The sequence below is a fragment of the Acidobacteriota bacterium genome (assembly GCA_038040445.1).
Classification (GTDB): domain Bacteria; phylum Acidobacteriota; class Blastocatellia; order UBA7656; family UBA7656; genus Onstottus_A; species Onstottus_A frigus.
In genome coordinates, this window is record JBBPIG010000011.1 from 139062 (window position 1) to 164173 (window position 25112).

Sequence of the window (25112 nt, forward strand, 5' to 3'; positions counted from 1 at the left end):
GACGCCCCTGGGAGCGCAGGCATCCTTGCCTGCTCGGCGGTGCGCAAGAAGAGGCAGGCAGGGATGCCTCCGCTCCCAGCGAAACGTCAAAACAAGCGGTCCCGCCGACCGCGCGCGCGTTTGATTGAACGCATCACATTTGCGGCTTGCATCCTAATCTCCGGCTGTCATCCAGCTCCGAACATGGAGACACCGATACTCTTGAAGATCGACCACCTCGTCTTTGCAACACCCGATCTCGCGGCTGGCATAAACCAAGTCGAGCGGCTCCTCGGTGTGAGCGCCGTGCCTGGAGGTCAGCACCCGGGCTGGGGCACTCGCAACGCGCTGATCCGATTGGGTGATAACACATACCTGGAGATCATTGGACCGGATCCAGACCAGCCGAAGCCTGACCGGCCGCGGCGCTTCGGCATCGACGAGCTTCAAGCGCCCCGGCTGGTCACATGGGCCGCGAAAGGAACGGACCTCGAAGCAATCGTCGAGAACGCAAAGAGCCACGGTCTCGACCTGGGTCAAGTCCAGCCCGGAAGTCGCCGCCGTCCGGATGGAGTGCTGTTGTCGTGGCGTCTCACCGTTTCGCCTGTGTTGAATGAAGGTGGAATCGTTCCGTTCTTCATCGACTGGGGCAAGACCCCACATCCAGCCGCTGCCCTGCCTAAAGGTTGCGTGCTGGTCGCTCTTCGAGCCGAGCATCCTGATGCGAATCGGGTCCAAGCGGAGCTTTCTAGTCTCGGGTTGAATCTCCGCGTAGACTCAGGGTCCGCGCCCACCATCATCGCCACCATCCGCACAGCGCACGGCGACGTCGAACTCCGTTAGAAACGAAGAGGGCGGGCAACAATCTGGGGTCAAAGAGCTAGATGCTCGTCAGTGACATCAAGAGAGCCGTTTGCTGGAAGAAGCGAGCAAGAACTACCCGCATTGCACGAAAACATGTATATGCGTTTGCTTGAAAGGCGAGCTTGAGAGCTGCCCGTAGACCAGCGGTTCGCGGAACCACAATTATGCTCGTCGTGGCAGGCGTCTTGGCGATTCTGGTCGCCGTGCTTGTGCTTAATCTTCAGGCGCCTACCGAATCGAGAGTTTGTCACCAATGATTCGGCCCGCGCCAGATATCTCTAGATCGGCAACACCCGAAATGGGACCCCGTTCCTGATCCAGCGAAACCGCGCGAACGGAAACCAGAGACACCACAGTATCAGGGCGATTTGATGTTCAACCCCTTGCCGGTCGGAATCTGTAACTAATCTCAAGTTATAAACATGGTGTTAGTCCGCAAGTGCGCCGCTGTGTGAGCGTTCTAATCACTGCCAGCCCCGTTAGCACGAATACAGCAGGATTTCGGGCATCATCGCAGCGATGCGCCGCATCAATCCGTTGTTGCACTGATGACGCAGATGGGGCGGCATGAGAAGAACCGGCACTTAATGGAAAGAAGCAGGCTGGGATGCGTCGCATGCGTCTCCGAAGAGCACTCACAGTTCATCACCGTTATCTGACCGCTCACTAATGCCGAACACAACAACGAGGAGAGCTGATGAAATACACGCTTCGGCTGTGCGTAAGCATGCTCTGTTTTGTACTCCCCATAGCGACATTTGCTTTTGAGACTAACACTGGCAATTCGATTGAAACCGCGGGTCTCGCTAAACAAAGTCGCTCGATAACTCTACACGGCCGAGTAGTTGATGCTCGATCGGGAGAGCCTATCGCAAAGGTCAAGATCATAGTTGTTGCATCTCAACAAAGCACCTCTACGGACGAGAACGGTGTCTTCACGTTGGAAGGCGTCCAACCGGGCGAGCTTGATTTGTACATTACGACGGTCACCTATGGGTTGGTCAAAAAGACAATAACAGTCAAAGACGTGGAAAAGGCTGAGGTGGAGATTGCGCTGAACCAGGAAGGCGCTACATTGACGGAGAAAATCACAGTGTCCGCGGGTCCATTCGATGAGATCGAAACCAATGCGCCCTCCGAGAAGGCTCTTAATAAAACAGAACTGCAAACCCTTTCCATGGTGCTTGTAGGCGATCCCTTGCGAGCATCTCAATCGCTACCCGGCGTCACTGCCAATAACGATCTAAGGAGTGAATTTGCGGTTCGCGGGGCAGGTTACGATCACATAGGGATCTATGTGGACGGGATACTCACCGATGATTTTGTCCATACGACAATCATAGACAATGAAACGGATAATAAGCTTTCGCTCTCGGTCATTAACTCCGACACGATAGGCGGTCTGTCTTTCTTTAGCGGAGCTTTCCCTGCAAAGTACGGAGAAAAGACAGCAGCCGTGCTCAATCTTGAAACAAGGGATGGCAATAGGATAAAGCCGTCAGGACGTTTTTCGACTGGCGTTCTCACCACTGCCGGAGTTGTGGACGGTCCCTTTGCGAACAAGAAGGGTTCCTGGCTCATCGCCGGCCGCACCAGTTACGTCGACTACCTCCAGCGCTTTATAGAGAAGATAACCAACACCGATGCGGCCAACACAGATAACGAATCAAACGGGAGTCTTGATTTCACCGACATGCAGAGCAAAGTAGTCTATGATCTCTCATCACGCCATCAGGTAGGGATCTCTGCGATTTATGGAATATTCCTTGGCGCAGACCCCGCCAGCGCTGATCGGACTGATCCAAATGATCTGCATAAGCTCGACTCGCGCAACATGCTGGTGAACGCCCACTGGAATTATTCACCAAACGCTCAACTGCTTGCGCAGACGCGCGTCTTTGCTTTGCAAACGAATTCAACGACCGTAAATCGAAACGATGCGCCTATCGACGATAGAAACCGAACTCAGATCGGTGTTCGCAACGACACAAACTCTCTCACTCATGGCGGGCACCGGATCGAGGGAGGGTTCTATGTTCGCTCGATAGGCTCAAACCAGACCAGCAACTTCTTCCGGATATCTGAGCCCTCCGTTTTTGAGACGCTCGAGAGCTTCGATCGCGACGCCGTAGAACAGGCCTACTATGCGCAGGATACGTGGAGCAGCGAACGGAACGCTCTTTCGGTAACCGGTGGCGGCAGAATTCAGCACAGTGGACTAACCGGCGAGACTCTGTTTTCTCCTCGAGCTTCAGTGGCGGTATCAAGGTGGAATACCTGGAGATTCCGCGCGGGCGTCGGCAAGTACTATCAGTTCCCGGACTTCAGGCAGCTCTTCGGGTACCTTGGAAATCCTAATCTGCGCGCCGAGCGTGCGACGCACTACAATATGAGTGTCGAGCGAACCTTCGGGGACAGGACCCGGCTATTGGCCGAGGTATACAACAGAGAAGATAAGGATCAGATTTTCAGCCTCTCAGAGCCACGCATCCAGGCCGGTAATATAACGCTCGAAGGGTTCCCGTTTCAAAACTCATTGCGAGGCCACGCGCGGGGAGTCGAGTTGTCGCTGCAACGTAGAAGCGCCAACGGGCTCACCGGATGGGTTTCTTATGCATACTCACGAACGCGGTTACAGGATCTGCAAGACAACCTCAGCTTCGTAAGTGACTTCGATCAGCGCCACACAATAAATATGTACGGGAGTTATCGTCTCACCGCAACGTTCAATCTGAGCGCACAATGGCGGTACGGGAGCGGGTTACCCTGGCGAGGGTTTCTTGAGCCGGTGGGATCAACCTTCGCGGTGGGGAGCCAGAGGAACACTGCTCGATTACCGTACTACAGCAGGGTTGATCTAAGGGCGAACAAAGCCTTTCTTTTTCGGAAATGGAAGTTGACGCTTTCTGGCGAAGTTTTGAACCTGCAAAATCGGAAGAATTTCGTTGATGTTCGTTCTGATCCGGTCAGGATCAAGTCTCGCGGTCGAGCTTTCTACGGGCTGACGGATTTGATGCCTATCTTGCCTTCAATCGGCGTGGCGTTCGACTTCTGAAATAGAGAATGTCTACGTTGCCCGAGGTGATTGTCGCCCTGTCGGTTTCACGCCACTGAATCCCCGATCGAATCAAGCCCGGCTACGCGCTGCAAGCCGAAAGGCCGACATCACGGCTATGGCAGAGACGATGGCCGTCTTTGCCGCAAGGTCCGGCGCGTTGAAAAACAACTCCCTCGGTAGTAAAGTTGCGCTGCCTTTCGAAACCGTAGATCAACGGACAGATGCAACTAAGGACAATTGCAACTCAAGCATGATCTTCCATTATCGGATCATCTCAAAGCTCGGAGCTAGATAGGTGAAGTCCATCTGACGTAAGACGATCCGTTCGGCCGCAACGCCCGGCTCAATCTGCTCTATAGTCTGCGTATGAGCCAAGCGCCAGAATTTGTTCCGCCGCGTCGGGATGCTGCGGTAAAGGATAGATAGGCGATTCGTTCGCGCCAAGTCTTAAGGAACCTGATGACAACTTGCCCATCTTGCTCGGTACCAGTGCCTCGCGAGGCGCTCTCCTGCCCGGCCTGTGGCGCGGCGCTTGTGAATAGTGCTACGCCAACCCGTATGCCGCAATCTGAAGACAATGCCGGGCAGCAAGCTCCCTTGATTAGCTCCACTTCGGCTTCGCCCTCCAGGAGCGATGGCCGATTCGTCACCGGCGCGATGCTCGCCGGGCGTTATCGGATCGTCAGCTTGCTTGGACGCGGAGGGATGGGAGAGGTCTACAAAGCTGAAGACCTCAAGCTCAATCAAACCGTTGCGCTCAAGTTCCTGCCCGAACAGATTGCGCTCGATGGTGGAATGCTCGCTCGCTTTCACAATGAAGTCCGCATCGCTCGGCAGGTGGCGCACCCGAATGTTTGCCGCGTGTATGACATCGGTGAAGTCGAAGGATTGCACTTCATCTCGATGGAGTTCATTGACGGCGAGGACTTGTCTTCGTTGTTGCGCCGCATTGGGCGCTTGCCGGGCGACAAGGCTGTTGAGATCGCTCGGCAGCTCTGCGCGGGACTCGCGGCCGCGCACGAGCTGGGTATTCTGCATCGCGATCTCAAGCCTGCCAACGTGATGATCGACGGTCGCGGCAAGGCGCGCATCACCGACTTCGGATTGGCGGTAGTGAGCGAGGAGCTTCGCGAAGAGGATGTCCTGGCGGGCACTCCTGCGTACATGGCTCCCGAGCAACTGACGGGCAAAGAGGTCACGCATCGCAGCGACATTTACTCGTTGGGGCTCGTCCTCTATGAACTGTTCACCGGCAAGCGAGTTTATGAAACCCAGAACATTCACGAACTGATTGAGCTTCACGACAAGTCCTCGCCTGCAACACCCTCAAGTCATGTCAAAGACATTGACCCGCTGGCTGAGCGCGTGATCCTGCGGTGTCTCGACAAGGACCCGAAGGCGCGGCCGGCTTCTGCCGTTCAAGTGGCGCTGGCGTTGCCGGGCGGCGATCCGCTTCAAGCCGCGTTGGCTATGGGCGAGACGCCGTCACCGGAGATGGTGGCCGCCTCATCAAAGGAAGGCGCGTTGCGTCCGGCAATCGCCGGCGCTTGTTTCGCCGCCACGCTGCTGGTGCTGGCTCTCATTCTGTTCGGGTCGAAGTACCTCTCGCTGAATTCCAAAGTGGCGCTGCAAAAATCGCCCGAAGTGCTGGCCGAGCGCGCGGGAAATATCATCAACAAACTCGGCTACCTTGCCGCGCCCACCGATACCGCTTACGGGTTTGCCATTAGTGACAGCTATCTGAAATACGAGCAGCAAAACCCGACTGCCGCCGACGCGCGAAAAAGCCTGGCGTCCGGCCAGCCGCTGACGATCTATTTCTGGTATCGCCAGAGTCCGCGCTATCTGGAACCGATCAACCCGCCGATCATGGTCTGGCTGAATGATCCGCCGCTGGATGTTCCGGGCATGACCAGTTTGATTCTGGATCAGCGCGGGCGGCTGGTGGAATTCCAAGGCGTTCCGCCGCAGGTTGAAACGACGGAGATACATAGCGATGGGGCGACAGTAGCGCAGGCCGTTGACTGGTCGCCCCTGTTTGCCGAAGCCGGTCTGAGCATCGCGAGCTTCACGGTGACCGCGTCGCAGTGGACGCCGCCGGTCTACGCCGATGCACGGGCGGCGTGGCAGGGGAGTTATGCCGATCATCCGGATATTCCGATTCGCATTGAAGCCGCCGCCTGGCGCGGCCAGCCGGTCTATTTTCAGATCGTCGCGCCGTGGGACAAGCCGCGCCGGCAGGAAGAGGCATTGATCCCCACAGGCCTGAAGATTGCCGCCATCCTGCGGACGATTGTTTTTGCAGCGATCCTGCTTGGAGCCTTGCTGCTGGCGCGGCGGAACCTGCGGCTGGGGCGCGGCGACCGCCGGGGCGCGTTCAAACTGGGGCTGTTCATCTTTTCCATCAGCCTGTTGGGGTTGTTGCTTGCGGCGGATCACGTGCCCACTTTCACTGAGTCCAGCATCCTGTATGAAGTCGTGTCTTCCGCCCTTTTCGACGCCGTCCTCTTTGGAATCATCTACCTGGCGCTGGAACCTTTCGTGCGGCGCTACTGGCCGCGCCTCCTTATTTCGTGGACGCGGCTGCTGGCAGGAGAGTTTCGTGATCCGATGATCGGACGAGACGTGCTGATTGGCGGGCTGCTCGGACTCATCGGTCTAACGGGCATGATCTATGTTCGCAGGTTCCTTAGTCTACAGCACACCCCGAATGCTGACATGCCCGCAGATTTTGATGGCGGGACTTTGGTCAGCTTCGGCCATCTGATCGCGTATTTCCTGGGCAGCGTGCCGCGAAGCATAACATTCGGGCTGGGTTTCTTGTTCCTTCTTTTACTGCTCTACATTTTACTGCGCAAGAAATGGCTGGCGGCCGGCGTCATGGGGCTGCTTTTCTACACGATCCCATCTTTGGTTTTTACCGGAGTGTGGTTCTCTCCGCCGGTCATGATCATGGCGACATTGATTGTGGTCACAGTTGCGCGTTTCGGACTGCTGGCGACGATGGCCTACTCGTTGTTCGGCTCCCTGACCATTGCCTATCCTCTGACGACCGATCTCTCCATCTGGTACGCCCCCAACTCGCTCTTCGCGCTGGCGGTGCTGGTCGCGTTGAGCGGCTATGGTTACTACACGTCGCTGGGCGGGCAGAAGGTGTTCAAGGGGAAGCTGCTGGAGGAGTGAGTGTTCTGTCTGCAAGGCTGTATCGAGATGAAAACATCGTTAGCGACTGACGCCCTCCCTCACTACCGCATTCTGGCCCGACTTGGCGCTTGTGGGTGGGCGAAGTCTGGCGCCCGATTGACACGGTCAATTGAACACTGGAGGTGAAGCGATGACCATTGTGCCGGGCAGTCAGCTCGGGCCTTACGAGATACTCTCTCCGCTCGGCGCGGGCGGGATGGGTGAGGTCTGGCGCGCGCGGGATACACGATTGAATCGCGAAGTCGCCATCAAAGTCCTCCCCGCTTCTTTCGCCAGCGACGCAGACCGGTTGCTGCGATTCGAGCAGGAAGCGCGTGCCACGTCTGCGCTCAATCATCCGAACATTGTCACGATTCACGAACTCGGGGAAATCGGGGCCGGACGCTTCATCGTGATGGAACTGGTTGACGGACGCACGCTCCGAACATTGATTGACGAAGGGCTTTCGCTCGACGCGCTGGCACAACTGGGCAGCCAGATGGCGAAGGCGCTGGGTGCGGCGCATGCGGCTGGTATTACACACCGTGACATCAAGCCTGAGAACATCATGGTGCGCGATGACGGCTACGTGAAGGTGCTCGACTTCGGGCTGGCGCGACTCGTGCCCACTGCGATGGATGCCGAGGCAGCGACTTTGCAATACACGCAGCCGGGCACACTCCTCGGCAGCATTCGCTACATGTCACCGGAGCAGGCGCGCGGCGAAAGTTTGAGCCATCCTTCAGACATTTTCTCACTCGGAATGATCTTCTACGAGATGGCGACGGGGCGGCATCCGTTTGCGACAGATTCGATACTCGGCACGCTCAATGCCATTACCCAGCAAGTACCGCTCAGCCCTTCACGTTTGAACCCTGAAATCCCTTCTGCGATTGAAATCCTGATCCTGCAGATGCTCGAGAAGGACGCGCGGCTGCGGCCCACGGCGGCAGAAGTTGAGATGGCGCTGGCTGAAATCGGAGGGCAGCGCCCGAGCGGCGAGAGCCGCTCCCCGGTCCTGCGGCCACGCACACGTCATACGGTTGGCCGAGAGAAGGCGCACGCGGAACTGCGTGAAGCCCTCGCTTCTGCTTTCGCCGGCAAAGGACTGCTGTTGTGCGTGCCGGGCGAGCCGGGAATGGGCAAGACAACTCTGGTTGAGGACTTCCTGAGTGATCTGCGCGCCGGCGGCCAGTCTTGTATCATCGCGCGCGGACGATGCTCCGAGCGCCTGGCGGGGACCGAAGCCTACCTGCCGTGGCTCGAAGCGCTCGATGGCCTGCTACGTGGGGCCGATGGGCAGTCGCGGACCTCGCTACTGGGTGCTGAATCCATTGTGCAAACGACGAAGCGGCTTGCCCCCACCTGGTACGCGCAGGCTATGCCGCTTCAGGCGGATGATTCTTCGGTGGAGCGATTGCTAGCGGAACGCGCAGCTTCACAAGAACGAATGAAACGCGAATTCGGCGCGCTGTTGGAGGAAGTTTCCGAACGCCGGCCGCTGGTGCTCTTCTTTGATGACCTCCACTGGGCCGATGTCTCAACGATTGATCTGCTAGCTTATCTGGCGAGCAAATTCGACTCGATGAGAGTGCTGATCATCGCGACGTATCGCCCATCGGATATGCTGCTGGCTAAGCATCCGTTTCTGCAGGTCAGGCCGGACTTGCAGGCGCGCGGCGTGTGCCGTGAGATTGAGCTCGAGTTCTTGTCGCGCGCAGAGATCGAGAAATATCTCGCGCTCGAATTCCCGGAACATCGCTTCCCTGCCGAACTGCCCGCGTTGATTCATGCCAAGACCGAAGGCAATCCGCTTTTTATGGCTGATCTCGTCCGCTACCTGCGCGATCGCAAGGTAATTGCCTCCGAGCAAGGCCGATGGGTGCTCGCACAATCGCTGCCCAGCATTGAGCGTGACTTGCCGGAATCGGTGCGCGGGATGATTGAGCGCAAGATCGCGCAACTGAGCGAAGAAGATCGGCGCTTACTGGTGGCCGCGAGCGTGCAGGGTTATGAGTTCGATTCGGCAATCGTGTCGAAAGCTCTCGAGCTGGACCCGGCGGATGTTGAAGAACGCCTGGAGGCGCTGGAACGCGTTTATGCGTTGGTGCGGCTCGTCAATGAAAGGGAGTTTCCCGGACGCGTGCTGACGTTGCGTTATCGGTTCGTCCACGTGCTTTATCAGAACGCGTTGTACGCATCGCTCAGGCCAACGCGAAGGGCTCAGTTGAGCGCGACGGTGGCCGAGGCGCTGCTCGGTTGTTACGGGAAACAGAGCGCGACGGTGGCTTCGGAGCTGGCGTTTCTGTTCGAGGCCGCGCGGGATTGGTCACGAGCTTCCGACTATTTCCTTGTGGCAGCGAACAATGCCTCGGAAGTATTCGCCCTGCAGGAAGCCGGCGCGCTGGCACAGCGCGGTCTGGAAATGCTGCGCCTGCTGCCGGAAACGGCTGAATGCGCGAAGCAGGAACTCGCGCTGCAAACGATGCTGGGGCAATCGCTGATGGTCGCCAAAGGCTATGCCCAGCCGGAAGTCGAGCAGGCATTCATTCGAGCACGCGAGCTTAGCTTGCAACTGCACGAAGTCTTTCAGCTTTTCCGCGCGCAGTTCAGCCTGGCCATAGTTTATGTTGTGCGAGCCGAATACGAACGCGCTTTCGACCACGGCGAACAATGCCTGCGCCTGGCGGAGAATTCGCGGAACCAGGCTATGCTTATGCAATCTCACTGGGTGATAGGGCTGAGCCAATGTTACATGGGCCAGTTCGCCGACGCCCGCGATCATTTCGAACAGACCATAGCCATTCACGATGCTGCCGGCATTACCTCGCAGGCCTCCATGTACGGGGCAGTGCTCAGCCGTGCGCATCTGTCACGGATGCTCCTTTATCTTGGCTATCCGGACCAATCACAACAGGTGATGAATGAGGCTAACGCCAAGTCAGAGCGTTTGCGCCTTCCGGTCGCCGCAGCCAACACGCTCGCGGTGGCTGCTTACCTGGAAGCGTTTCATCGCCATGCGCAGAAGACGCTCGAACTTGCCGCGGCGACGGCCCGGCACGCCGAAGAGCACGGGCTGCCATATTACGCCGCCATCGCAATGATGATGCGCGGCTGGGCGCTGGCCATGCAGAGTCAGGAAGAAGAAGGAATTGCGCTGATCCGACAAGGCCTGGCGTCGTCTCTCGCAATCGGAACCAGACAGCAGCACGGCTACTTCCTTGCCCTGCTGGCTGAAGCTCTGAACGAAGCCGGGCGGGTAGAAGAAGGACTCGTGACGCTCAAAGAAGCAATGGATGTGGCAACGCAAACCAATGAGCCTTTCTACGAGGCCGAGTTGTACAGACTCAGAGGAGACGCGTTGGTGAAGGCGGGAGTCGTCTCGCCCTCAGAAGCCGAGTCGTGCTTTCATCGGGCTATCGAAATTGCGCGGCAACAGCAGGCAAAATCATTTGAGTTGCGCGCAGTAATGAGCCTCGCGCGCTTGTGGCGGGAGCAGGGCAAGCGTGAGGAAGGCCGAGGGATCCTCGCGGACATTTACGACTGGTTCACGGAAGGCTTCGACACATTTGATCTGAAAGCCGCCAGAGTTTTGCTTGATGAACTGAGCGTTGATCAGCCCTTAGCCTGATGACTCCGAGACAGAAGGCAGGCCGGTTAAGTAAGAAGGCAGACCCGATGAAGGAATCACCGTCCCCGAACACGACGCTCTCGCATTATCTCATCCTCTCTCAGCTCGGCGCGGGCGGGATGGGCGACCAGGCTGCCAAAAAGTTACGAGCGGATGCGATCAAATTTGATTTTATCATCGCCATCGAAGGTGGTCGTTGAATTAGTGGGGCTGGCAAACCGTGGTCAGTGGTCGTAGTCCGTGGTCCGTAGCTCGTTTCCACCCGTCCCTGCCGCCCGGCTTGCCGGTGATTGTGCGAACGAGGAAGACGGAGGATGATCTGTCTTTGTCAGCGAACGCGAAAGGGACCTTGTGACAACTTGCCCATCTTGCTCAAGACCAGTGCCTCGCGAGGCGCTCTCCTGCGCGGCCTGTGGTGCGGCGCTGGTGGATAGCGCTACGCCAACCCGGATGCCGCAAGCTGAAGACATTGTCGAGCAAGCTGCCCTGGTTCGCTCAAAGGATTCCACTTCGGCTTCGTCCTCGACGAGCGAAGGCCGATTCGTCACCGGCGCGGTACTCGCCGGGCGTTATCGCATCGTTAGCTTGCTCGGCCGTGGAGGCATGGGCGAAGTCTTCAAGGCCGAAGACCTCAAGCTCAATCAAACTGTTGCGCTCAAGTTCTTGCCTGAAAAGATCGCGCTCGACGGGGGAATGCTCGCTCGCTTTCACAATGAAGTGCGCATCGCTCGACAAGTAGCCCACCCAAACGTTTGCCGCGTGTACGACATCGGTGAAGTCGACGGATTGCACTTCATCTCAATGGAGTTCATCGACGGCGAGGACTTGGCTTCGTTGCTGCGGCGTATTGGTCACTTGCCTGGAGTCAAGGCGGTCGAGATCGCGCGTCAGATCTGCGGGGGACTCGCCGCCGCGCACGAGATGGGTATCCTGCATCGCGATCTGAAGCCTGCCAACGTGATGATCGACGGGCGAGGCAAGGCGCGCATCACCGACTTCGGATTGGCCGTAGTGAGCGAGGAGCTTCGCGAAGAAGATGTCCTGGCGGGCACTCCCGCGTACATGGCGCCCGAGCAACTGACGGGCAAGGAGGTCACGCAGCGCAGCGACATCTACTCTTTGGGCCTGGTGCTGTATGAATTGTTCACCGGCAAGCGAGTTTATGAAACACAGAACATTCACGAGCTGATCGATCTTCACGACAAGTCCTCGCCTCCGACACCCTCGAGTCATGTCAAAGACATTGACCCGCTGGCCGAGCGAGTGATCCTGCGCTGTCTCGACAAGGATCCGAAGGCGCGGCCGGCTTCTGCCGTTCAAGTGGCGCTGGCCTTGCCGGGCGGCGATCCGCTTCAAGCTGCGCTGGCGATGGGCGAGACACCATCGCCGGAGATGGTTGCGGAAGCGGGTGAGAAAACCGGCTTACGTCCTGCTATCGCCGTGGCGTGTCTGGCCGCCGTCATTGCCGGACTCATCATCACTGCTTTACTGGGCAGCAAGTTGGATTGGAAAGCGCAGGCGATGCATGAAAATTCGCCGGATGCGCTGGCGCACAAGTCCCGCGACATCATCAACCGGCTGGGCTACACCGACCGGCCCACCGACAGCGCCAATGGGCTGCGCTTCAACTCTGACTATCAGCGCTACGTTGAGCGGAATGACAAACCCGCTAATCGCTGGAGCCAGCTCACGAAAGGCCAACCGGCCGCCATTTATTTTTGGTATCGTGAAAGTCCGCGGTATCTTCAGGCGATTGCCATGTGGAGCGGTGGATGGGTTTCGGAAGATGATCCGCCGCAGAATGTTTCAGGCATGGTGAACATAAGCCTGGATCCGCGGGGACGCCTGCTCTCCTTCACTGCCGTGCCGCCGCAAGTAGATCAAGCCAGTGGTGCGCTGCCCCTGCCTGACTGGACGGCGCTCTTCGCGGCGGCGGGACTTGATATGGCGCACTTCACCCCGACCGAGCCGAAATGGACGCCGCTCGCCATCTGTGACGCGCGTGCAGCCTGGACAGGAGCGTATCCCGATCAACCAGAGATTCCGTTACGCATTGAAGCAGCCGCCTACCGTGGCAAGCCGGTTTATTTTCAACTTATCGAGCCCTGGAGTAGCCCTGGGCGGACGCAAGACTTTCAGCCAACCACGGGGCAGCGCATTAGCTTTGCGATTTTTATCTGCGTATTCCTTGCCATCCTGCTCGGAGCGGTGTTAATGGCCCGCCACAATTTCCGTCAGGGCCGCGGCGACCGCCGCGGCGCGTTCAGGTTGGCGCTCTTTGTCTTTGCCGTCAGGATGCTCGCCTGGCTTTTCGGCGCCAGTCACGCCCCGAGTATTGGAGAAGTACCCAGCTTCTTCTTTCTGGCCGTTAGCCAGGCGCTGCTGGTGGCTGGTGTCCTCTGGTTGCTTTATCTCGCGCTCGAACCTTACGTGAGGCGGCGCTGGCCAGACACGATCATCTCGTGGAGCCGGGTGCTCAGCGGCAGTCTGCGCGATCCACTGGTGGGCCGTGATGTATTCGTCGGCATCCTTTTCGGCATCGGTCAGACGCTGCTTTATCAGCTCGAACAGCTCGTCAGCCTCTGGCTTAACGCAGCTCCGCAGTGGGGAAGCTTCTTGGACGCCTGGCTCGGCGTGCGCTACCTCATTGCTCAAGGGTTTTTGACTAATATAGGTCTGGCGCTTGCAATTGCGCTGTTCTTGTTTTTCCTGATGTTTCTGCTCCGCGTCCTCACACGTCGACAATGGCTGGCCGTGGGCATCTGGGTCTTGATCGCGGTTGTGCTGAAAGTCTTGGGATCAAGCAATCCGATGATTGCCGTGGTATTTGCTTGCTTAATTCCCGCGCTTGACCTCATCGCTTTGCTGCGCTTCGGCCTCGTGACGTTCGCCATCAGCCAATTTGTTTACTTGCTTTTGTTCAGCGTCCCGATCACGACCGACTTTTCAGCCTGGTACGCGGGCAGTTCGCTCTTCACGCTCCTCGCGGTGCTGGCGCTGGCGGGCTATGCTTTTTACACTTCGCTGGGCGGGCAAAAGGTGTTCGAGGGGAAGCTGCTGGAGGAGTGAACGCTTCATTCATCCTTGAACCGGAGGAATAGCTGGGAGAGAATCAACCGCAAGGAGGCCGAAGAAAGCTGATGTTGCGAAAAATTGAAGCCGAAGAATCTGAGGCGAGCTCTTTGCAAGACTTGCACGAACAGTCGGTGGCCCAGATGCTGGCTGATCCGGAGCTGACGCAAGAAGAGAAACAGGAACTGCTACGCCAGCTTGAGATATCCGATGAGGACTGGCAGCCGGTCGAGTTGCCTGAAGGAGCGGAGCCGGTTTCCGAAACGATCATCAGGTTGAGGCAGGGAGACCGCCCGTGATCTGGTACTGCGATTCCAGCGCGCTGGTGAAACGATACGTGCGTGAAACCGGCAGCCGGTGGTTTCGCGCGCAGATCAGTCAACACAAGTTGTTGACCTGCACTCTGGCGATTGCCGAGATTCCTGCGGCACTGGCGCGTCGCAAGCGCGACGGGACGATTTCGGCTTTTGAATTTCATCGCAGCCCAACGCAACTCACCCGCCACCTTCAAGCCAGTCAGTACGAACTGCTTCCCGCCACCCTGAGCGTGATCGAACAGGCGGCGTTGCTGACTTACCGCCAGCCGCTGGCCGGCTATGATGCGGTTCATCTGGCCTCGGGGCTGAATTACCTGCGCACGACCGGCGTCGATCCGGATCAGTTCTGTTTTCTGAGTGCGGATGATCAGTTGCAGCGAGCGGCTGAGGCGGAAGGATTGAGTACCGAAAATCCAAACGCGTACCCCTGACAGATCAAGCTACAGGAATCGGATTCTCAACCTCAGGAACCATATGAGTACTTGCCGTTCTTGCTCACGCTCAGTGGCTGATGATCTTCTCGCCTGTCCTTCTTGTGGCGCGGCGCTGGCGGATAGCGCTACGCCAACGCGGATGCCGCAAGCTGAAGACAACGCCGAGCAGCAAGCTGTCCCTGTTCACCCTAAGGCTTCGCTTTCGGCTTCGCCCTCGAGTGGCGAAGGCCGATTCGTCACCGGCGCGATACTCGCCGGGCGTTATCGAATCGTCAGCCTCCTCGGCCGCGGAGGGATGGGCGAAGTCTTCAAGGCCGAAGACCTCAAGCTCAATCAAACCGTTGCACTCAAGTTCCTGCCCGAGAAGATCGCGCTCGATGGTGGAATGCTCGCTCGCTTTCACAATGAAGTGCGCATCGCTCGGCAGGTGGCCCACCCAAATGTTTGCCGCGTGTATGACATCGGTGAAGTCGCCACAGAGTTCGGAAGTTTGCATTTCATCTCGATGGAGTTCATCGACGGCGAGGACTTGGCTTCGTTGCTGCGGCGTATTGGTCACCTCCCTGGAATCAAGGCGGTCGAGATCGCGCGTCAGATCTGCGCGGGACTCGCCGCCGCCCACGAGATGGGTATCCTGCATCGCGATCTCAAGCCTGCCAACGTGATGATCGACGGCCGCGGCAAAGCGCGCATCACCGACTTCGGTTTGGCGGTAGTGAGCGAGGAGCTTCGCGAAGAAGACGTCCTGGCGGGTACTCCTGCGTACATGGCTCCCGAGCAACTCACGGGCAAAGAAGTCACGCAACGCAGCGACATCTACTCTTTGGGCCTCGTGCTCTATGAACTGTTCACCGGCAAGCGAGTTTATGAAACGCAGAACATTCACGAACTGATCGAGCTTCACGACAAGTCCTCGCCTGCGACACCCTCGAGTCATGTCAAAGACATTGACCCGCTGGCTGAGCGAGTGATCCTGCGGTGTCTCGACAAGGATCCGAAGGCGCGGCCGGCTTCCGCCGTTCAGCACGGGTGGAGCAGTCTTCAACCCGCTCACATTTACTTTTCTGCTCACCCTGCTGCGCGTGCTACTGCGCCGAAACTGGCTGGCGGGGGCAGTTGTTGTGTTGATCTCTGTGCTCCCGGGCTTACTAAGCAGCTCCCTGTCCGTTGCCGTCATGGGCTTCATTTTTGTCAGTTTGCTCGTCCTGGTGTTCATCAGGTTCGGACAGCTGGCGCTGGCCGCCAGCGCCTTAATTTTTTTCTGGCTCAACAGCCTCCCGCTCACGACAAACTTCTGGGCCTGGTATGCAGGCACTTCGCTCTTTGTGGTGTTTCTGGTGACGGCGCTGGCCGCGCTTGCGTTTTACACGTCGCTGGGCGGGCAGAAGGTCTTCAAAGGGAAGCTTCTGGAGGAGTGAATGCCCTTAGTGGAGGAGATTATGCGATTGCTAATCTTGGGAATTGCTGCCTGTCTTGTTCCGCTCAATCTCTTTGGCGCTCAACCGGCTTCGACCGCCGCTCTCCCTGCCAGGTTCGCTGAGCACACAATCGCCACTGATCTGAACGGCGGTTACCAGGTAGTCGTCTCAGACATCAATCACGACGGTAAACCGGATTTGATTGCCGTCGCCAGCGGATTGAATGAACTCATCTGGTTCGAAAACCCCGGATGGCAGCGTCACGTACTTGTCGGGAATATTGCCCGCCCCATCAACTGCGCGGCCTCGGACATCGATGGAGATGGCATTCCGGAGATCGCCCTGGCTCACGAATTCTCCCCCGATCCCGCAAGAAGTATCGGTACCGTGTCGCTGCTCAAACACAGGGGCGATCCTTCGCAGCCGTGGGAAATGATCGAGATTGATCGGCTCTCCACATCGCATCGGCTGCGCTGGGTCGATATTGACGGGAAGGGGAAAAAGGTTCTGGTCAACGCTCCGCTCGCCGGCGCTTTCGTAAAACCGCCTGACTACAGAGGCGCCGTTCCGCTTGTGTTCTATCGCCCGGGAATTTGGAAACGAGAGATCATCTCGCAGGAGCTTGAAGGTGTGGTGCACGGGCTCGCAGTTACGGATTGGAATAAGGACGGGCGAGAAGACATCCTGACGGCAAGCTTCCTGGGAGTCGACCTGTTCAGCTTCGGAAAGACGAAAGCGTGGGGGCGCAGCAGACTCGTCAATGGAAATCCCGATCCGTGGCCGCGAAGCGGGTCGAGCGAAATTGCCGTGGGCCGGTCGGGAAAGGATCGGTTCCTCTCCACCATCGAGCCCTGGCACGGCAACCAGGTCGTCGTCTACCGCAAGCAAGGACAGAGCTGGCAGCGGCAGGTGATTGACACGAGTCTGAACGACGGCCACGTGCTGCTGACGGCAGACCTGAATCAGGACGGAAGAGATGAAATAATCGCCGGCTATCGGGGCCAAGGGAGAAGTGTTTACATCTACTCAGCCGAAGATCCCAAGGGCAGTCGCTGGTCACGACAGGTTCTTGATGATGGCGGCATCGGGGCGGCCGGATGCGCCGTAGCTGACTTGAATGGAGATGCCAGACCGGATGTAGCTTGTATCGGCACGGCTACGACGAATCTAAAGTGGTACGAAAACCTCGCCGCAACAAGTCCGAGGAAGTAGAAGCAGAAGGCAGAAAATAGAAAATCGTCACCAATGTCCAGTCTCTCTGCCTGCTGCTCGCTCTTCCGCTAGCCTACACTATCAATTCTTCGGCACTGGAGGCGGACCGTCCGGAATGTACGGCTTGTAGACTTCGCCCTTGCTCTTATCTTTGAACTCCGCCTGAATTGCCTCACGAGTTTTCTCATCCTCAAACAAATCAACCATCGTTGCAGCGAGAGCCTTCGCCGCGTAGACCATCCCCTTGTGGCCGATTGACATTCCTCCGCACGCAACCACCGGCCACGCGTGCCACGGAGCGTCCTCGGGCGCGGTCGTCACTGATAGGTGCAACGTGGGCACGATCCAGCTCACATCGCCTACGTCCGTCGAGCCACCTTCGGGATCTTTCTTCGGTGGTTCGAGCGGCTGGACTGCGCCGTTCAAGCCCTTGGGTTGGACACTGGTCGCGCGCTGAATCGCCTTTGCGAATTCCTGCTCCTCGGACGTGTACCCGATCGGCCCGAGCCAGGTCATGTTCGCGTGGATCAGCTTAGCTCCGGTAATGTTGGCAAGCATCTCGTAATCGCCGCCCTGTATCGTGAGCTTTGATTCAACGCCTGCCATCAGTGCGGCGCCCTCAGCGATCTTTCGAGCTCGATTCAAAACCTCCTCCATGCCGGTGCGTTTCGAGTCGCGAATCCAGCACCAGAGCCTTGCATACTCAGGCACGACGTTTGGCACATCGCCGCCCTTCTGAATGACATAGTGCATTCGGACAGTCGGCTTAACGAACTCGCGCATGCGATTGAGCCCTGTTGTGAAAAACTCAAGTGCCGCAACCGCGCTTCGTCCGTTCCAGGGATCGGCGGCGGCGTGAGCGGCTTTGCCTTTGAACTCGACGATGAAATCGACGATCGCCTGCGAGCTATCGACGTCAGCTACGATCTTGTCATCAGGGTGCCACGCCAGGCAAACGTCGAGGTCCTTGAACAACCCGTCGCGAGCCATGTAGATTTTCCCGCCGATGGCTTCTTCGGCAGGAGTGCCATAGAAGCGAACTGTCCCTTTGAGCTTGCCCGCCGCGATCAACTCCTTGAGCGCAACCGCGGCTCCAAGGCTCGCCGCGCCGAACAAATTGTGGCCGCAGCCGTGACCCGCAGAACCGGCTTCCAGAGCCTCTTTTACCGGCTGAGCCTTTTGAGAAATCCCTGGCAGCGCGTCGTATTCGCCGAGGATTCCAATGATCGGCCGCCCTTGTCCGTAGCTCGCGACAAACGCGGTAGGCATCCCGGCGACTCCGCGTTTGACCTCGAACCCCTGCTTCTCGGCATAGTCGGCGAGCAGCTTCGACGACCGAGTCTCACGAAGCGCCGTTTCAGCGAAGCGCCATATCTGATCGCTCAGATTGGTAAGCTCCGCTTTGTGCTTTTCGATGGAGGCGACTGCTTCTTCTTTCTTTTTGATGTCGCCGCCGAAGGTCAGCAGGGGGTGAATCAACAGGGCGATAACCAAAATTGCAACCCTTCCCAGGCGTAGTTTCATGGGTATCCTTTCTTGGAAAATGCTTCTGCTACCGCTGGCCTAGTGACCCGTAACAGACGTTTCGCAAGCGAACAAATGGGCAATCCGTGTGAATCCGTCAAATCAGCGTCATCGGTGGTCTATGAGTTCGTAAGAATCGCATTGCCGGGGTGGCATAGACCACCGATGACGCTGATTCGGCGGATTTGCGCGGATACGACTCCTTCATCAGTGAAGCGGATGTTACAGTCCGACTAGTTCGCAGCTTGCCTTGCTGCCTTGCACTCTTCGCACGGGCACAGATCTCGGAGCCGTTCCCACGTATATATGCCGTCGTCGTGCCGGTCGCTAAACAAGAACTTCACACCGTAGCGGCCTACGTGCTCGGCGCTCAGGACCGTCAAGTCTTCGGCAACCGTCCTCGGATCGAGTACGCGAAGACCGGTCACTTCGCTGACGCAGTTGGCGCACATGCATTCCGACCTCAGATACTTGATCGCGTAGATGCTCACATGACCGTCGTCCCATCGGACGGTGATCTCGTGCGGACCGGTCTTCTTTATCTCGAGCGGAGTTGGCATAAGGGACGTCAGTAGTCCGTAGTCCGTAGTCCGTGGTCCGTGGTCCGTGGTCAGCTAGACAGAGTACCCCAGGTTGGACCTCAACTGACTACGGACCACGGACTACGGACTACTGACCCATTTCACTTGTGTTTCCATCGAGGAGGACGCTTGGCGATGAAAGCCTCAACGCCTTCTTGCGGGTCCTTGAAAGACATCAGCTCGTTAAGGTAGATATCCTCCGCGCGTTTGAGCGCCTCATCGAAACCGAGGCCCCACGTCTGAACCATCGCCCGACGCGCCATCTCCAGTCCGGGGACGCTCATCTGCCGAAACGCTCCGAGCAACTCCTCTGCTTTCGCCTCCAGAGCGTTTTCGGCGACGACGTGATTGACCAGGCCTAGCGACTGCGCGGCTTCGGCAGTCAACAACTCGCCAGTCAATATCATCTCGCGCGCTTTCTTCTCACCGATCACCTTCGGCAAAAGGAAGGCGGCAACCGGCGGAAAGACGCCGAGTTTGATCTCGGGCTGACCGAACCGCGCGGAGCCACTGGCAATGACGATGTCGGCAAAGGCGGCAAGCTCGCACCCACCGCCCAGCGCTGCGCCTCCGACCAGCGCAATCACCGGCTTCGACACCGCGTTGAGCGAGCGAAAGATCGAATGAAAGCCGTCAAGCATCTGAAACACCGTTTCGGCCTTGTGCTCTTCGATCGAGACGCCGGCGCAAAAAGCCCCGCTTGCCTGCGATGCGGCAAACACTATCGCGCAGGTGTCGGGCGTCTGGGCGATGCGATTGATCGCGTCGACGATCTCCTTCATCATCGCAATCGTCAAAATGTTCAACGGCGGCCGCGCAAAGGTTATCCGCGCAACGCGGTCGGTCACTGCCACCTGAATGTCTCTGTAGTGTGCTGCCATTGTAGAACTTCCGCGGGCTACATCTTCAACTTCGCTTCAACCTGTTCCGCGATGCCTTTCGACCGCTCGATCATAGCCTTCATCTGTTCACCCGTCTCGTCCGCGGCTTCGCGATCCGCAATCGAATCAAGGTTGACGCCAACGTTGTAAGAAGCACCCTTGATGGCGGCCTGTGCGAGCTGGGCTGCGACGGCCACATCGGATAGCGCGTTAGGGTTGCCGATCTCGGCAAGCTCACCCAGCAGCGCGAGAACATCGAAGCCGCGCTGCGCCGTTTCAAACGGAACGTCAACCGCGCCTCGAAGCGCGATTTGAATCTGTCCGGCGCGATCCGCCTTTTGCTCGTCGCTTTCCTTCGGCAATCGATAAGCGCGGAGCACCGCTTCAAAACTTGCGGCGTCCTCTGCGATCAACTCTCGCAGCCGCGCGCTCAAACTTTCAAGGCTCGATCTGATTTCTTTTAGCCGCGGTTCAGCTTCGGCGTACTTTTGCTTTCCGATTGTTAGATTGCACACCATCTGTCCGAGCGAGGCTGCAAGCACTCCGCAGTAAGCCGCGACGCTTCCGCCGCCTGGCGTCGGCGTGCCGGCCGCGACAAGGTCGGCGAACGCTCCTACGCTGGTTGACAGAACCGTCGTCTGATCGGCAATGGCGGGATCGCTCATGCTTCGGCTTCCTCCATCGCTCCTGCAAGTCTGTGTTCCAGGATCTGGTCCTCGCTGAATTCTTCGAGCTGTAGATAGAAGTCCGCGACTGCATTCAGCGCGCGCTGCGGAACCAGCCCCACGATCTCGGACCCGACGACCGCGACACCATAACGCTCAGCTTCGCGCTTGATCATTTCGAACGCGCGGAACAGCGGGGTGCCTTCATAGTTGACCATATTCATCGAGACCTGAACGATGCCTCGATCCTTCAGCTCGAACCCCAGCGCTTTCACGTAGCGCAAGCCGCCCGACTGATGCCGCACGGCACGCGCGATCTTATTGGCGACTTCCAGGTCGGAAGTGGCGAGGTTAACGTTATAAGCAATCAGAGGCGGACGCGCGCCTACAGCGGTTATCCCGGCGGTCGAATGAACTCGAAGCTCTCCGAAGTCAGGGCGGCGAGCTTCGTTGGCCGCGATCTCGTCACGTATGCCTTCGAACTGTCCCTTGCGCAATGTCGCGAGGTTCTCGCGTTCAGGTCTGGTCGCCGCTTTTTCGTAGAGGTAGACCGGGATTCCGAGTTCGCTCCACATCCGCTCTCCGCAAGCGCGAGCAAGGGCGACGCAGTCATCCATCGTCACTCCTGAGATTGGCACGAACGGAATTACGTCGGTCGCCCCCATGCGAGGGTGCTCGCCGGTGTGTTTGTTGAGGTCTATCAACGCAGCCGCCTTCTTAGCCCCTGCGAGCGCGGCGTCGACTACATGTTCGGGCGACGCAACGAAGGTGACGACTGATCGGTTGTGATTGGGGTCCGATTCGCGGTCCAGCAAAACCGCGCCGGTAACTGCTTTGATGGCTCCCACTATTTGATCTAAGACTTCGGTTCGCCGGCCTTCGCTGAAGTTAGGAATGCACTCGACTATGCTTCGCACGCTCAGAATCCTAACCGATTAGCTTTGGGCTTGCAAAGAAGCGGTAGCAGGACCGTGACGCGGTGCAGGTCGCGGATTACGTTCGCGGTCGAGCCGCTCTCTCATTAACACCTCGATTCATCGAGGTGTCCAGCGTGCTATAGATCCGCGTTCAAACTGTTTCAACAGTTTTGCCGTTCGGGAGGACAAACCTATGTCTGGGAGCGCTACAAGGCGCGCGTGATTGCGAGAAGGTTGATTGATGTTCTTGACGCGGTGACGGTGGATTCTGCAACCGAGGGCAGGGTCAGCCACGGACTGGCAATAGCGTGTAGCCCAGGGCGAGTCCGCGAGCCCTGGGTTGACGCCGCCCGGGCGCGCAAGCCCGCGTATGCGGGCGACAGAAATTGGCGGGTCAGACTCGACCCCAGAGGCTACCGCGCAAGCCGCGCCCGCTATATAATCGCGCAACTGGAAAGGAGCGCGCCGTGTCCGACCAGACTCCACTAACGATGCTCTGTCTGGCAAGCTACGAGAAGGGCGAGGCCTTCCTCCGCCAGTGCAAGCGTGAGGGCTGCCGCGTCCTGCTGATAACCGTTGAAACACTTCGCGAGGCGAACTGGCCGCGCGAGGCGATCGATGAAATCTTTTATATGCCCGACGGCTACTCACGCGCCGACATAATCAAAGGCATCAGCTATCTGGCTCGCGCGCAAAACATCGATCGCATCGTGCCACTCGATGAGTACGATCAGGAAACCGGAGCGCTCCTGCGCGAACACTTGCGCATTCCTGGCATGGGTGACACCACAGCTCGCTACTTCCGCGACAAGCTGGCGATGCGAGTCAAGGCCCGGACCGAACGCATACTCGTTCCCGAGTTCGTTCACGTCCTGAACTATGACCACCTTCGCGAATTCATGTCCCGCGTCGCGCCGCCGTGGGTGTTGAAGCCGCGCTCGGAAGCGGCTTCGATGGGCATCAAGAAGATCGCGGCCTCCGATGAACTGTGGCCGCTGCTTGACGCGCTTGGCGACCGGCAGTCCTTCTACGTTCTCGAGCAGTATTTGCCCGGTGATATCTACCACGTTGATTCGATTGTGTCCGAGCGAGAAGTCGTGTTCACGGTGCCTCACAAATACGGCCATCCGCCGATGGATGTCTCGCAGGGCGGCATCTTCACTACGCGAAAGATCCCTCGCACCTCGGCCGATGCGCAGGCGCTGGATTCGTTGAACCGTGAAGTGATCGACAAGCTAGGTTTGGTGCGGGGAGTCACCCACGCCGAGTTCATCAAGGCGCGGGCCGACGGTCGTTTTTATTTTTTGGAGATCGCCGCGCGCGTCGGCGGCGCTAACATTGCCGAAGCTATAGAAGCCGCGACTGACGTGAACCTGTGGGCCGAATGGGCCCGCATCGAGATCGCCGGAGAGGAAGGCTCATACCAGGTACCGCCGCATCGGGACGACTACGCTGGAGTAATCATCTCGCTTGCGCGGCAGGCACAGCCGGAGACTTCGGCGTATGGTGATCCGGAGATCGCTTATCGTTTGAACAAGCCTCACCACGCGGGTCTGGTGGTGGCATCGAAGGACCCGCGGCGAGTCGAGCAGTTGCTCGAAGAGTACAGCCGACGCTTCTACGAAGACTTCTATACAACCGAGCCGCCGCTCGACAGGCCTGCCTCGTGAGCGACCGTTGAGAGAAGTTCAGAGTTCAGCCTTCAGGCTGCCGCAGCGCGCTCGCAGACTAAAGTCTGTACTCTAAACATCCTAGTCGTCGTATAGCGCGGCCGGACTGCCTGCCGGGTGAAATACGCCGAGCAACTTGATGCTACTTGAGCCGGTATTTTCGAGACAGTGGCTTACGAGTCGCGGAAGATAAATGCTCGAGCCTGCCTTGAACGTGGCGTCGCCGTCTTCGGTGTGCACGCAGCCTTCACCTTCGATTATGTAGATCGCTTCTTCGTAGGTGTGATGATGCATCGGCGCGCGGCCGGGCGGGATCACACCGATAAACTGCGTCACGCGGTGCGCGCCGATGTCTTGATTCACTAGAATCTTGAAGGTCCGGTCGCCGGCCGGGAGCGCCTCAACCTCATCCTCGCGCACCGTGCGAAACGGTTTCGTGTCCTGCGCCGCGCGCACTATCGGCTCTATTCCGGTTTCCGCGTCGTCATCCTCGGGGCAGCAGACACTAACGATCTCGAGATCGCTAACGCCGCGCCCTCGCTCGTCCAGGTTCTCGATCTGGTAGACGCTTCCAGGTGGAACATAGACCGCAGTGCCCGGCGCGAGCGGGTAGCTGTATCCGTCGATGTAACAGGTGCCCGTGCCGTTCACGACGTAGATAACTTCTTCGCCGACAGGATTGCGACGCGCGGAGGAGACGCCTTCGGAGTAGACGCTCACATATTGCGCGATGTCGCGAGCGCCCATCGCTCGCGAGATGGGAACGCTATAACGTCGCGCGCCCTCTGTCTGAGTGAGTTCGCCACGCTCGACCACTGCTGCAAGCCCAGATAATGCTTTCATCCGCTTACCTCACACCTTCTCGGAGCCGGGTCCGGATTTGCCAACCGGCCTGGCTCCTCCTCAAATACAGCCGGTAGCAATGCTTTGATTGTCGAGGTCAATTTGAATCCCTCAAACGAAAATCGGAACTGAACTAAGAGCTCAGGCTACGCGCGTGGTCTGCGGATCACGGCGAGCCAGCAACGCTTCTATGACCGTCGTGTTGATGCGTTGTCGCTTTGTTGAGTCAAACTGAACTTCAGCTACTGGAACCGCCCCAAGCAAGCGCTCAGCCTGTTCCGGCAGTAGCTCCCACGAACCTTCAAGCTCACTTTCCAAGATCGCAGGGAGTTGATAGACGCGATAGTGATCCGAGTAGTCGTCGAGATCATCATCGAAAGGGCAATCGAAAAGATATTCCTTTCCGTCGAGAGCCGTGATGAAGATGCGAGGGACATCGTAAAAGTCGCGATAACGAATTGTCGCCCAGTTCATAGCAAGCTCCTTTGATATGCGGAACGCTTACCGAATCCGATCCCGCTTGGGTACCGGATTTGGCAATGCGCCAGAGAACGCTGATGGCGACGAGCCTTCAATCACGTTGACGTGGCGCTCGTTTATTCTACCACTTCTGGTGACTTCAGGTTTAAGCGTCACCGTGCCACCGCCCGCCAGGACTGCGCCGATAGTTGTAAACCGAATCGTGCCGTGTGGAACGTAGGCCGCTGCGTCTTCAACCGTTTTGCCCACTGCACCGGAGAAGGCCGTGCCGGGTCGGTGGCAACTCACCGGCGCCTCCTCGAACAACAATCACAAGATCAGTCAGCTCAATCAGAGACACAATAGCGCCTCCATTTTCAAACGAGTTTCAACCACGTGCGACA

General features: G+C 58.1%; 20 protein-coding genes. 11 read left to right on the forward strand and 9 right to left on the reverse strand.

The window, feature by feature from the left end:
• Nucleotides 1-183 precede the first annotated feature (183 nt).
• The 8 genes from AABO57_14115 to AABO57_14150 all read left to right on the forward strand — a co-directional run bounded on the left by AABO57_14115 (nucleotide 184) and on the right by AABO57_14150 (nucleotide 14535).
• Complete coding sequence (locus tag AABO57_14115; GenBank protein MEK6286870.1) at nucleotides 184-822, forward strand: VOC family protein; 639 nt, start codon at nucleotides 184-186, stop codon at nucleotides 820-822.
• A gap of 718 nt (nucleotides 823-1540) precedes the next feature.
• The gene (locus tag AABO57_14120) at nucleotides 1541-3898 is read left to right on the forward strand and encodes a carboxypeptidase-like regulatory domain-containing protein (GenBank protein ID MEK6286871.1); all 2358 of its coding nucleotides are present in this window, start codon (nucleotides 1541-1543) and stop codon (nucleotides 3896-3898) included.
• A gap of 708 nt (nucleotides 3899-4606) precedes the next feature.
• Nucleotides 4607-7084 carry a serine/threonine-protein kinase gene (locus AABO57_14125; protein ID MEK6286872.1) on the forward strand — a complete coding sequence of 826 codons (2478 nt, stop codon included), beginning with the start codon at nucleotides 4607-4609 and terminating at the stop codon, nucleotides 7082-7084.
• 151 nt (nucleotides 7085-7235) lie between these two features.
• Complete coding sequence (locus AABO57_14130) at nucleotides 7236-10715, forward strand: protein kinase (GenBank protein ID MEK6286873.1); 3480 nt, start codon at nucleotides 7236-7238, stop codon at nucleotides 10713-10715.
• 47 nt (nucleotides 10716-10762) lie between these two features.
• Nucleotides 10763-10915 (forward strand): hypothetical protein, encoded by a 153-nt coding sequence (locus tag AABO57_14135; protein ID MEK6286874.1) that lies wholly within the window; start codon nucleotides 10763-10765, stop codon nucleotides 10913-10915.
• A gap of 403 nt (nucleotides 10916-11318) precedes the next feature.
• On the forward strand, nucleotides 11319-13784 hold the full coding sequence (locus AABO57_14140) for a serine/threonine-protein kinase (protein MEK6286875.1): 2466 nt from the start codon (nucleotides 11319-11321) through the stop codon (nucleotides 13782-13784).
• A gap of 71 nt (nucleotides 13785-13855) precedes the next feature.
• Complete coding sequence (locus AABO57_14145; protein MEK6286876.1) at nucleotides 13856-14086, forward strand: hypothetical protein; 231 nt, start codon at nucleotides 13856-13858, stop codon at nucleotides 14084-14086.
• On the forward strand, nucleotides 14083-14535 hold the full coding sequence (locus tag AABO57_14150) for a type II toxin-antitoxin system VapC family toxin (GenBank protein ID MEK6286877.1): 453 nt from the start codon (nucleotides 14083-14085) through the stop codon (nucleotides 14533-14535). Before AABO57_14145 ends, AABO57_14150 begins: the two co-directional genes overlap by 4 nt.
• Nucleotides 14536-14605: 70 nt before the next feature.
• Here the strand turns inward: AABO57_14150 and AABO57_14155 are convergent, their stop codons facing one another.
• Nucleotides 14606-15610, reverse strand: a complete 1005-nt coding sequence (locus tag AABO57_14155) for a hypothetical protein (GenBank protein MEK6286878.1) — start codon at nucleotides 15608-15610, stop codon at nucleotides 14606-14608.
• 103 nt (nucleotides 15611-15713) lie between these two features.
• Here AABO57_14155 and AABO57_14160 point away from each other — a divergent pair, with 103 nt between their 5' ends.
• Together AABO57_14160 and AABO57_14165 are read left to right on the forward strand one after the other, a co-directional pair.
• Nucleotides 15714-15956: a hypothetical protein gene (locus AABO57_14160; GenBank protein MEK6286879.1), complete on the forward strand. Its 243-nt coding sequence runs from the start codon at nucleotides 15714-15716 to the stop codon at nucleotides 15954-15956.
• 21 nt (nucleotides 15957-15977) lie between these two features.
• Nucleotides 15978-17168 (forward strand): VCBS repeat-containing protein, encoded by a 1191-nt coding sequence (locus AABO57_14165; GenBank protein MEK6286880.1) that lies wholly within the window; start codon nucleotides 15978-15980, stop codon nucleotides 17166-17168.
• Between the two features lie 81 nt (nucleotides 17169-17249).
• Here AABO57_14165 and AABO57_14170 read toward each other — a convergent pair whose 3' ends face one another.
• The 5 genes from AABO57_14170 to ftcD all read right to left on the reverse strand — a co-directional run bounded on the left by AABO57_14170 (nucleotide 17250) and on the right by ftcD (nucleotide 21736).
• Nucleotides 17250-18692, reverse strand: a complete 1443-nt coding sequence (locus tag AABO57_14170; protein MEK6286881.1) for an amidohydrolase — start codon at nucleotides 18690-18692, stop codon at nucleotides 17250-17252.
• 233 nt (nucleotides 18693-18925) lie between these two features.
• Entirely contained in the window at nucleotides 18926-19252 is a 327-nt protein-coding gene (locus AABO57_14175) for a DUF971 domain-containing protein (protein MEK6286882.1), read from the reverse strand.
• A gap of 122 nt (nucleotides 19253-19374) precedes the next feature.
• Nucleotides 19375-20154, reverse strand: a complete 780-nt coding sequence (locus AABO57_14180; protein MEK6286883.1) for an enoyl-CoA hydratase-related protein — start codon at nucleotides 20152-20154, stop codon at nucleotides 19375-19377.
• 17 nt (nucleotides 20155-20171) lie between these two features.
• Nucleotides 20172-20819 carry a cyclodeaminase/cyclohydrolase family protein gene (locus tag AABO57_14185; protein MEK6286884.1) on the reverse strand — a complete coding sequence of 216 codons (648 nt, stop codon included), beginning with the start codon at nucleotides 20817-20819 and terminating at the stop codon, nucleotides 20172-20174.
• Nucleotides 20816-21736, reverse strand: a complete 921-nt coding sequence (ftcD, locus tag AABO57_14190) for a glutamate formimidoyltransferase (protein ID MEK6286885.1) — start codon at nucleotides 21734-21736, stop codon at nucleotides 20816-20818. Before ftcD ends, AABO57_14185 begins: the two co-directional genes overlap by 4 nt.
• 467 nt (nucleotides 21737-22203) lie before the next feature.
• On the opposite strand from ftcD, the gene AABO57_14195 reads away from it, so the two are divergent.
• Nucleotides 22204-23406 carry an ATP-grasp domain-containing protein gene (locus AABO57_14195; GenBank protein MEK6286886.1) on the forward strand — a complete coding sequence of 401 codons (1203 nt, stop codon included), beginning with the start codon at nucleotides 22204-22206 and terminating at the stop codon, nucleotides 23404-23406.
• Between the two features lie 81 nt (nucleotides 23407-23487).
• Here AABO57_14195 and AABO57_14200 read toward each other — a convergent pair whose 3' ends face one another.
• The 3 genes from AABO57_14200 to AABO57_14210 form a co-directional block, all read right to left on the reverse strand.
• Nucleotides 23488-24249 (reverse strand): cupin domain-containing protein, encoded by a 762-nt coding sequence (locus tag AABO57_14200; GenBank protein MEK6286887.1) that lies wholly within the window; start codon nucleotides 24247-24249, stop codon nucleotides 23488-23490.
• Between the two features lie 141 nt (nucleotides 24250-24390).
• Complete coding sequence (locus tag AABO57_14205; GenBank protein MEK6286888.1) at nucleotides 24391-24723, reverse strand: hypothetical protein; 333 nt, start codon at nucleotides 24721-24723, stop codon at nucleotides 24391-24393.
• A gap of 27 nt (nucleotides 24724-24750) precedes the next feature.
• Nucleotides 24751-25017: a hypothetical protein gene (locus tag AABO57_14210; protein ID MEK6286889.1), complete on the reverse strand. Its 267-nt coding sequence runs from the start codon at nucleotides 25015-25017 to the stop codon at nucleotides 24751-24753.
• Between the last annotated feature and the right edge of the window lie 95 nt (nucleotides 25018-25112).

Bases quoted from the DNA above. Each gene is read 5' to 3' on its own strand.
- AABO57_14115 (MEK6286870.1), top strand. From the start codon at position 184: ATGGAGACACCGATACTCTTGAAGATCGACCACCTCGTCTTTGCAACA.
- AABO57_14120 (MEK6286871.1), top strand. From the start codon at position 1,541: ATGAAATACACGCTTCGGCTGTGCGTAAGCATGCTCTGTTTTGTACTC.
- AABO57_14125 (MEK6286872.1), top strand. From the start codon at position 4,607: ATGGGAGAGGTCTACAAAGCTGAAGACCTCAAGCTCAATCAAACCGTT.
- AABO57_14130 (MEK6286873.1), top strand. From the start codon at position 7,236: ATGACCATTGTGCCGGGCAGTCAGCTCGGGCCTTACGAGATACTCTCT.
- AABO57_14135 (MEK6286874.1), top strand. From the start codon at position 10,763: ATGAAGGAATCACCGTCCCCGAACACGACGCTCTCGCATTATCTCATC.
- AABO57_14140 (MEK6286875.1), top strand. From the start codon at position 11,319: ATGGGCGAAGTCTTCAAGGCCGAAGACCTCAAGCTCAATCAAACTGTT.
- AABO57_14145 (MEK6286876.1), top strand. From the start codon at position 13,856: ATGTTGCGAAAAATTGAAGCCGAAGAATCTGAGGCGAGCTCTTTGCAA.
- AABO57_14160 (MEK6286879.1), top strand. From the start codon at position 15,714: ATGGGCTTCATTTTTGTCAGTTTGCTCGTCCTGGTGTTCATCAGGTTC.
- AABO57_14165 (MEK6286880.1), top strand. From the start codon at position 15,978: ATGCGATTGCTAATCTTGGGAATTGCTGCCTGTCTTGTTCCGCTCAAT.
- AABO57_14170 (MEK6286881.1), bottom strand. From the start codon at position 18,692: ATGAAACTACGCCTGGGAAGGGTTGCAATTTTGGTTATCGCCCTGTTG.
- AABO57_14175 (MEK6286882.1), bottom strand. From the start codon at position 19,252: ATGCCAACTCCGCTCGAGATAAAGAAGACCGGTCCGCACGAGATCACC.
- AABO57_14180 (MEK6286883.1), bottom strand. From the start codon at position 20,154: ATGGCAGCACACTACAGAGACATTCAGGTGGCAGTGACCGACCGCGTT.
- AABO57_14185 (MEK6286884.1), bottom strand. From the start codon at position 20,819: ATGAGCGATCCCGCCATTGCCGATCAGACGACGGTTCTGTCAACCAGC.
- AABO57_14200 (MEK6286887.1), bottom strand. From the start codon at position 24,249: ATGAAAGCATTATCTGGGCTTGCAGCAGTGGTCGAGCGTGGCGAACTC.
- AABO57_14205 (MEK6286888.1), bottom strand. From the start codon at position 24,723: ATGAACTGGGCGACAATTCGTTATCGCGACTTTTACGATGTCCCTCGC.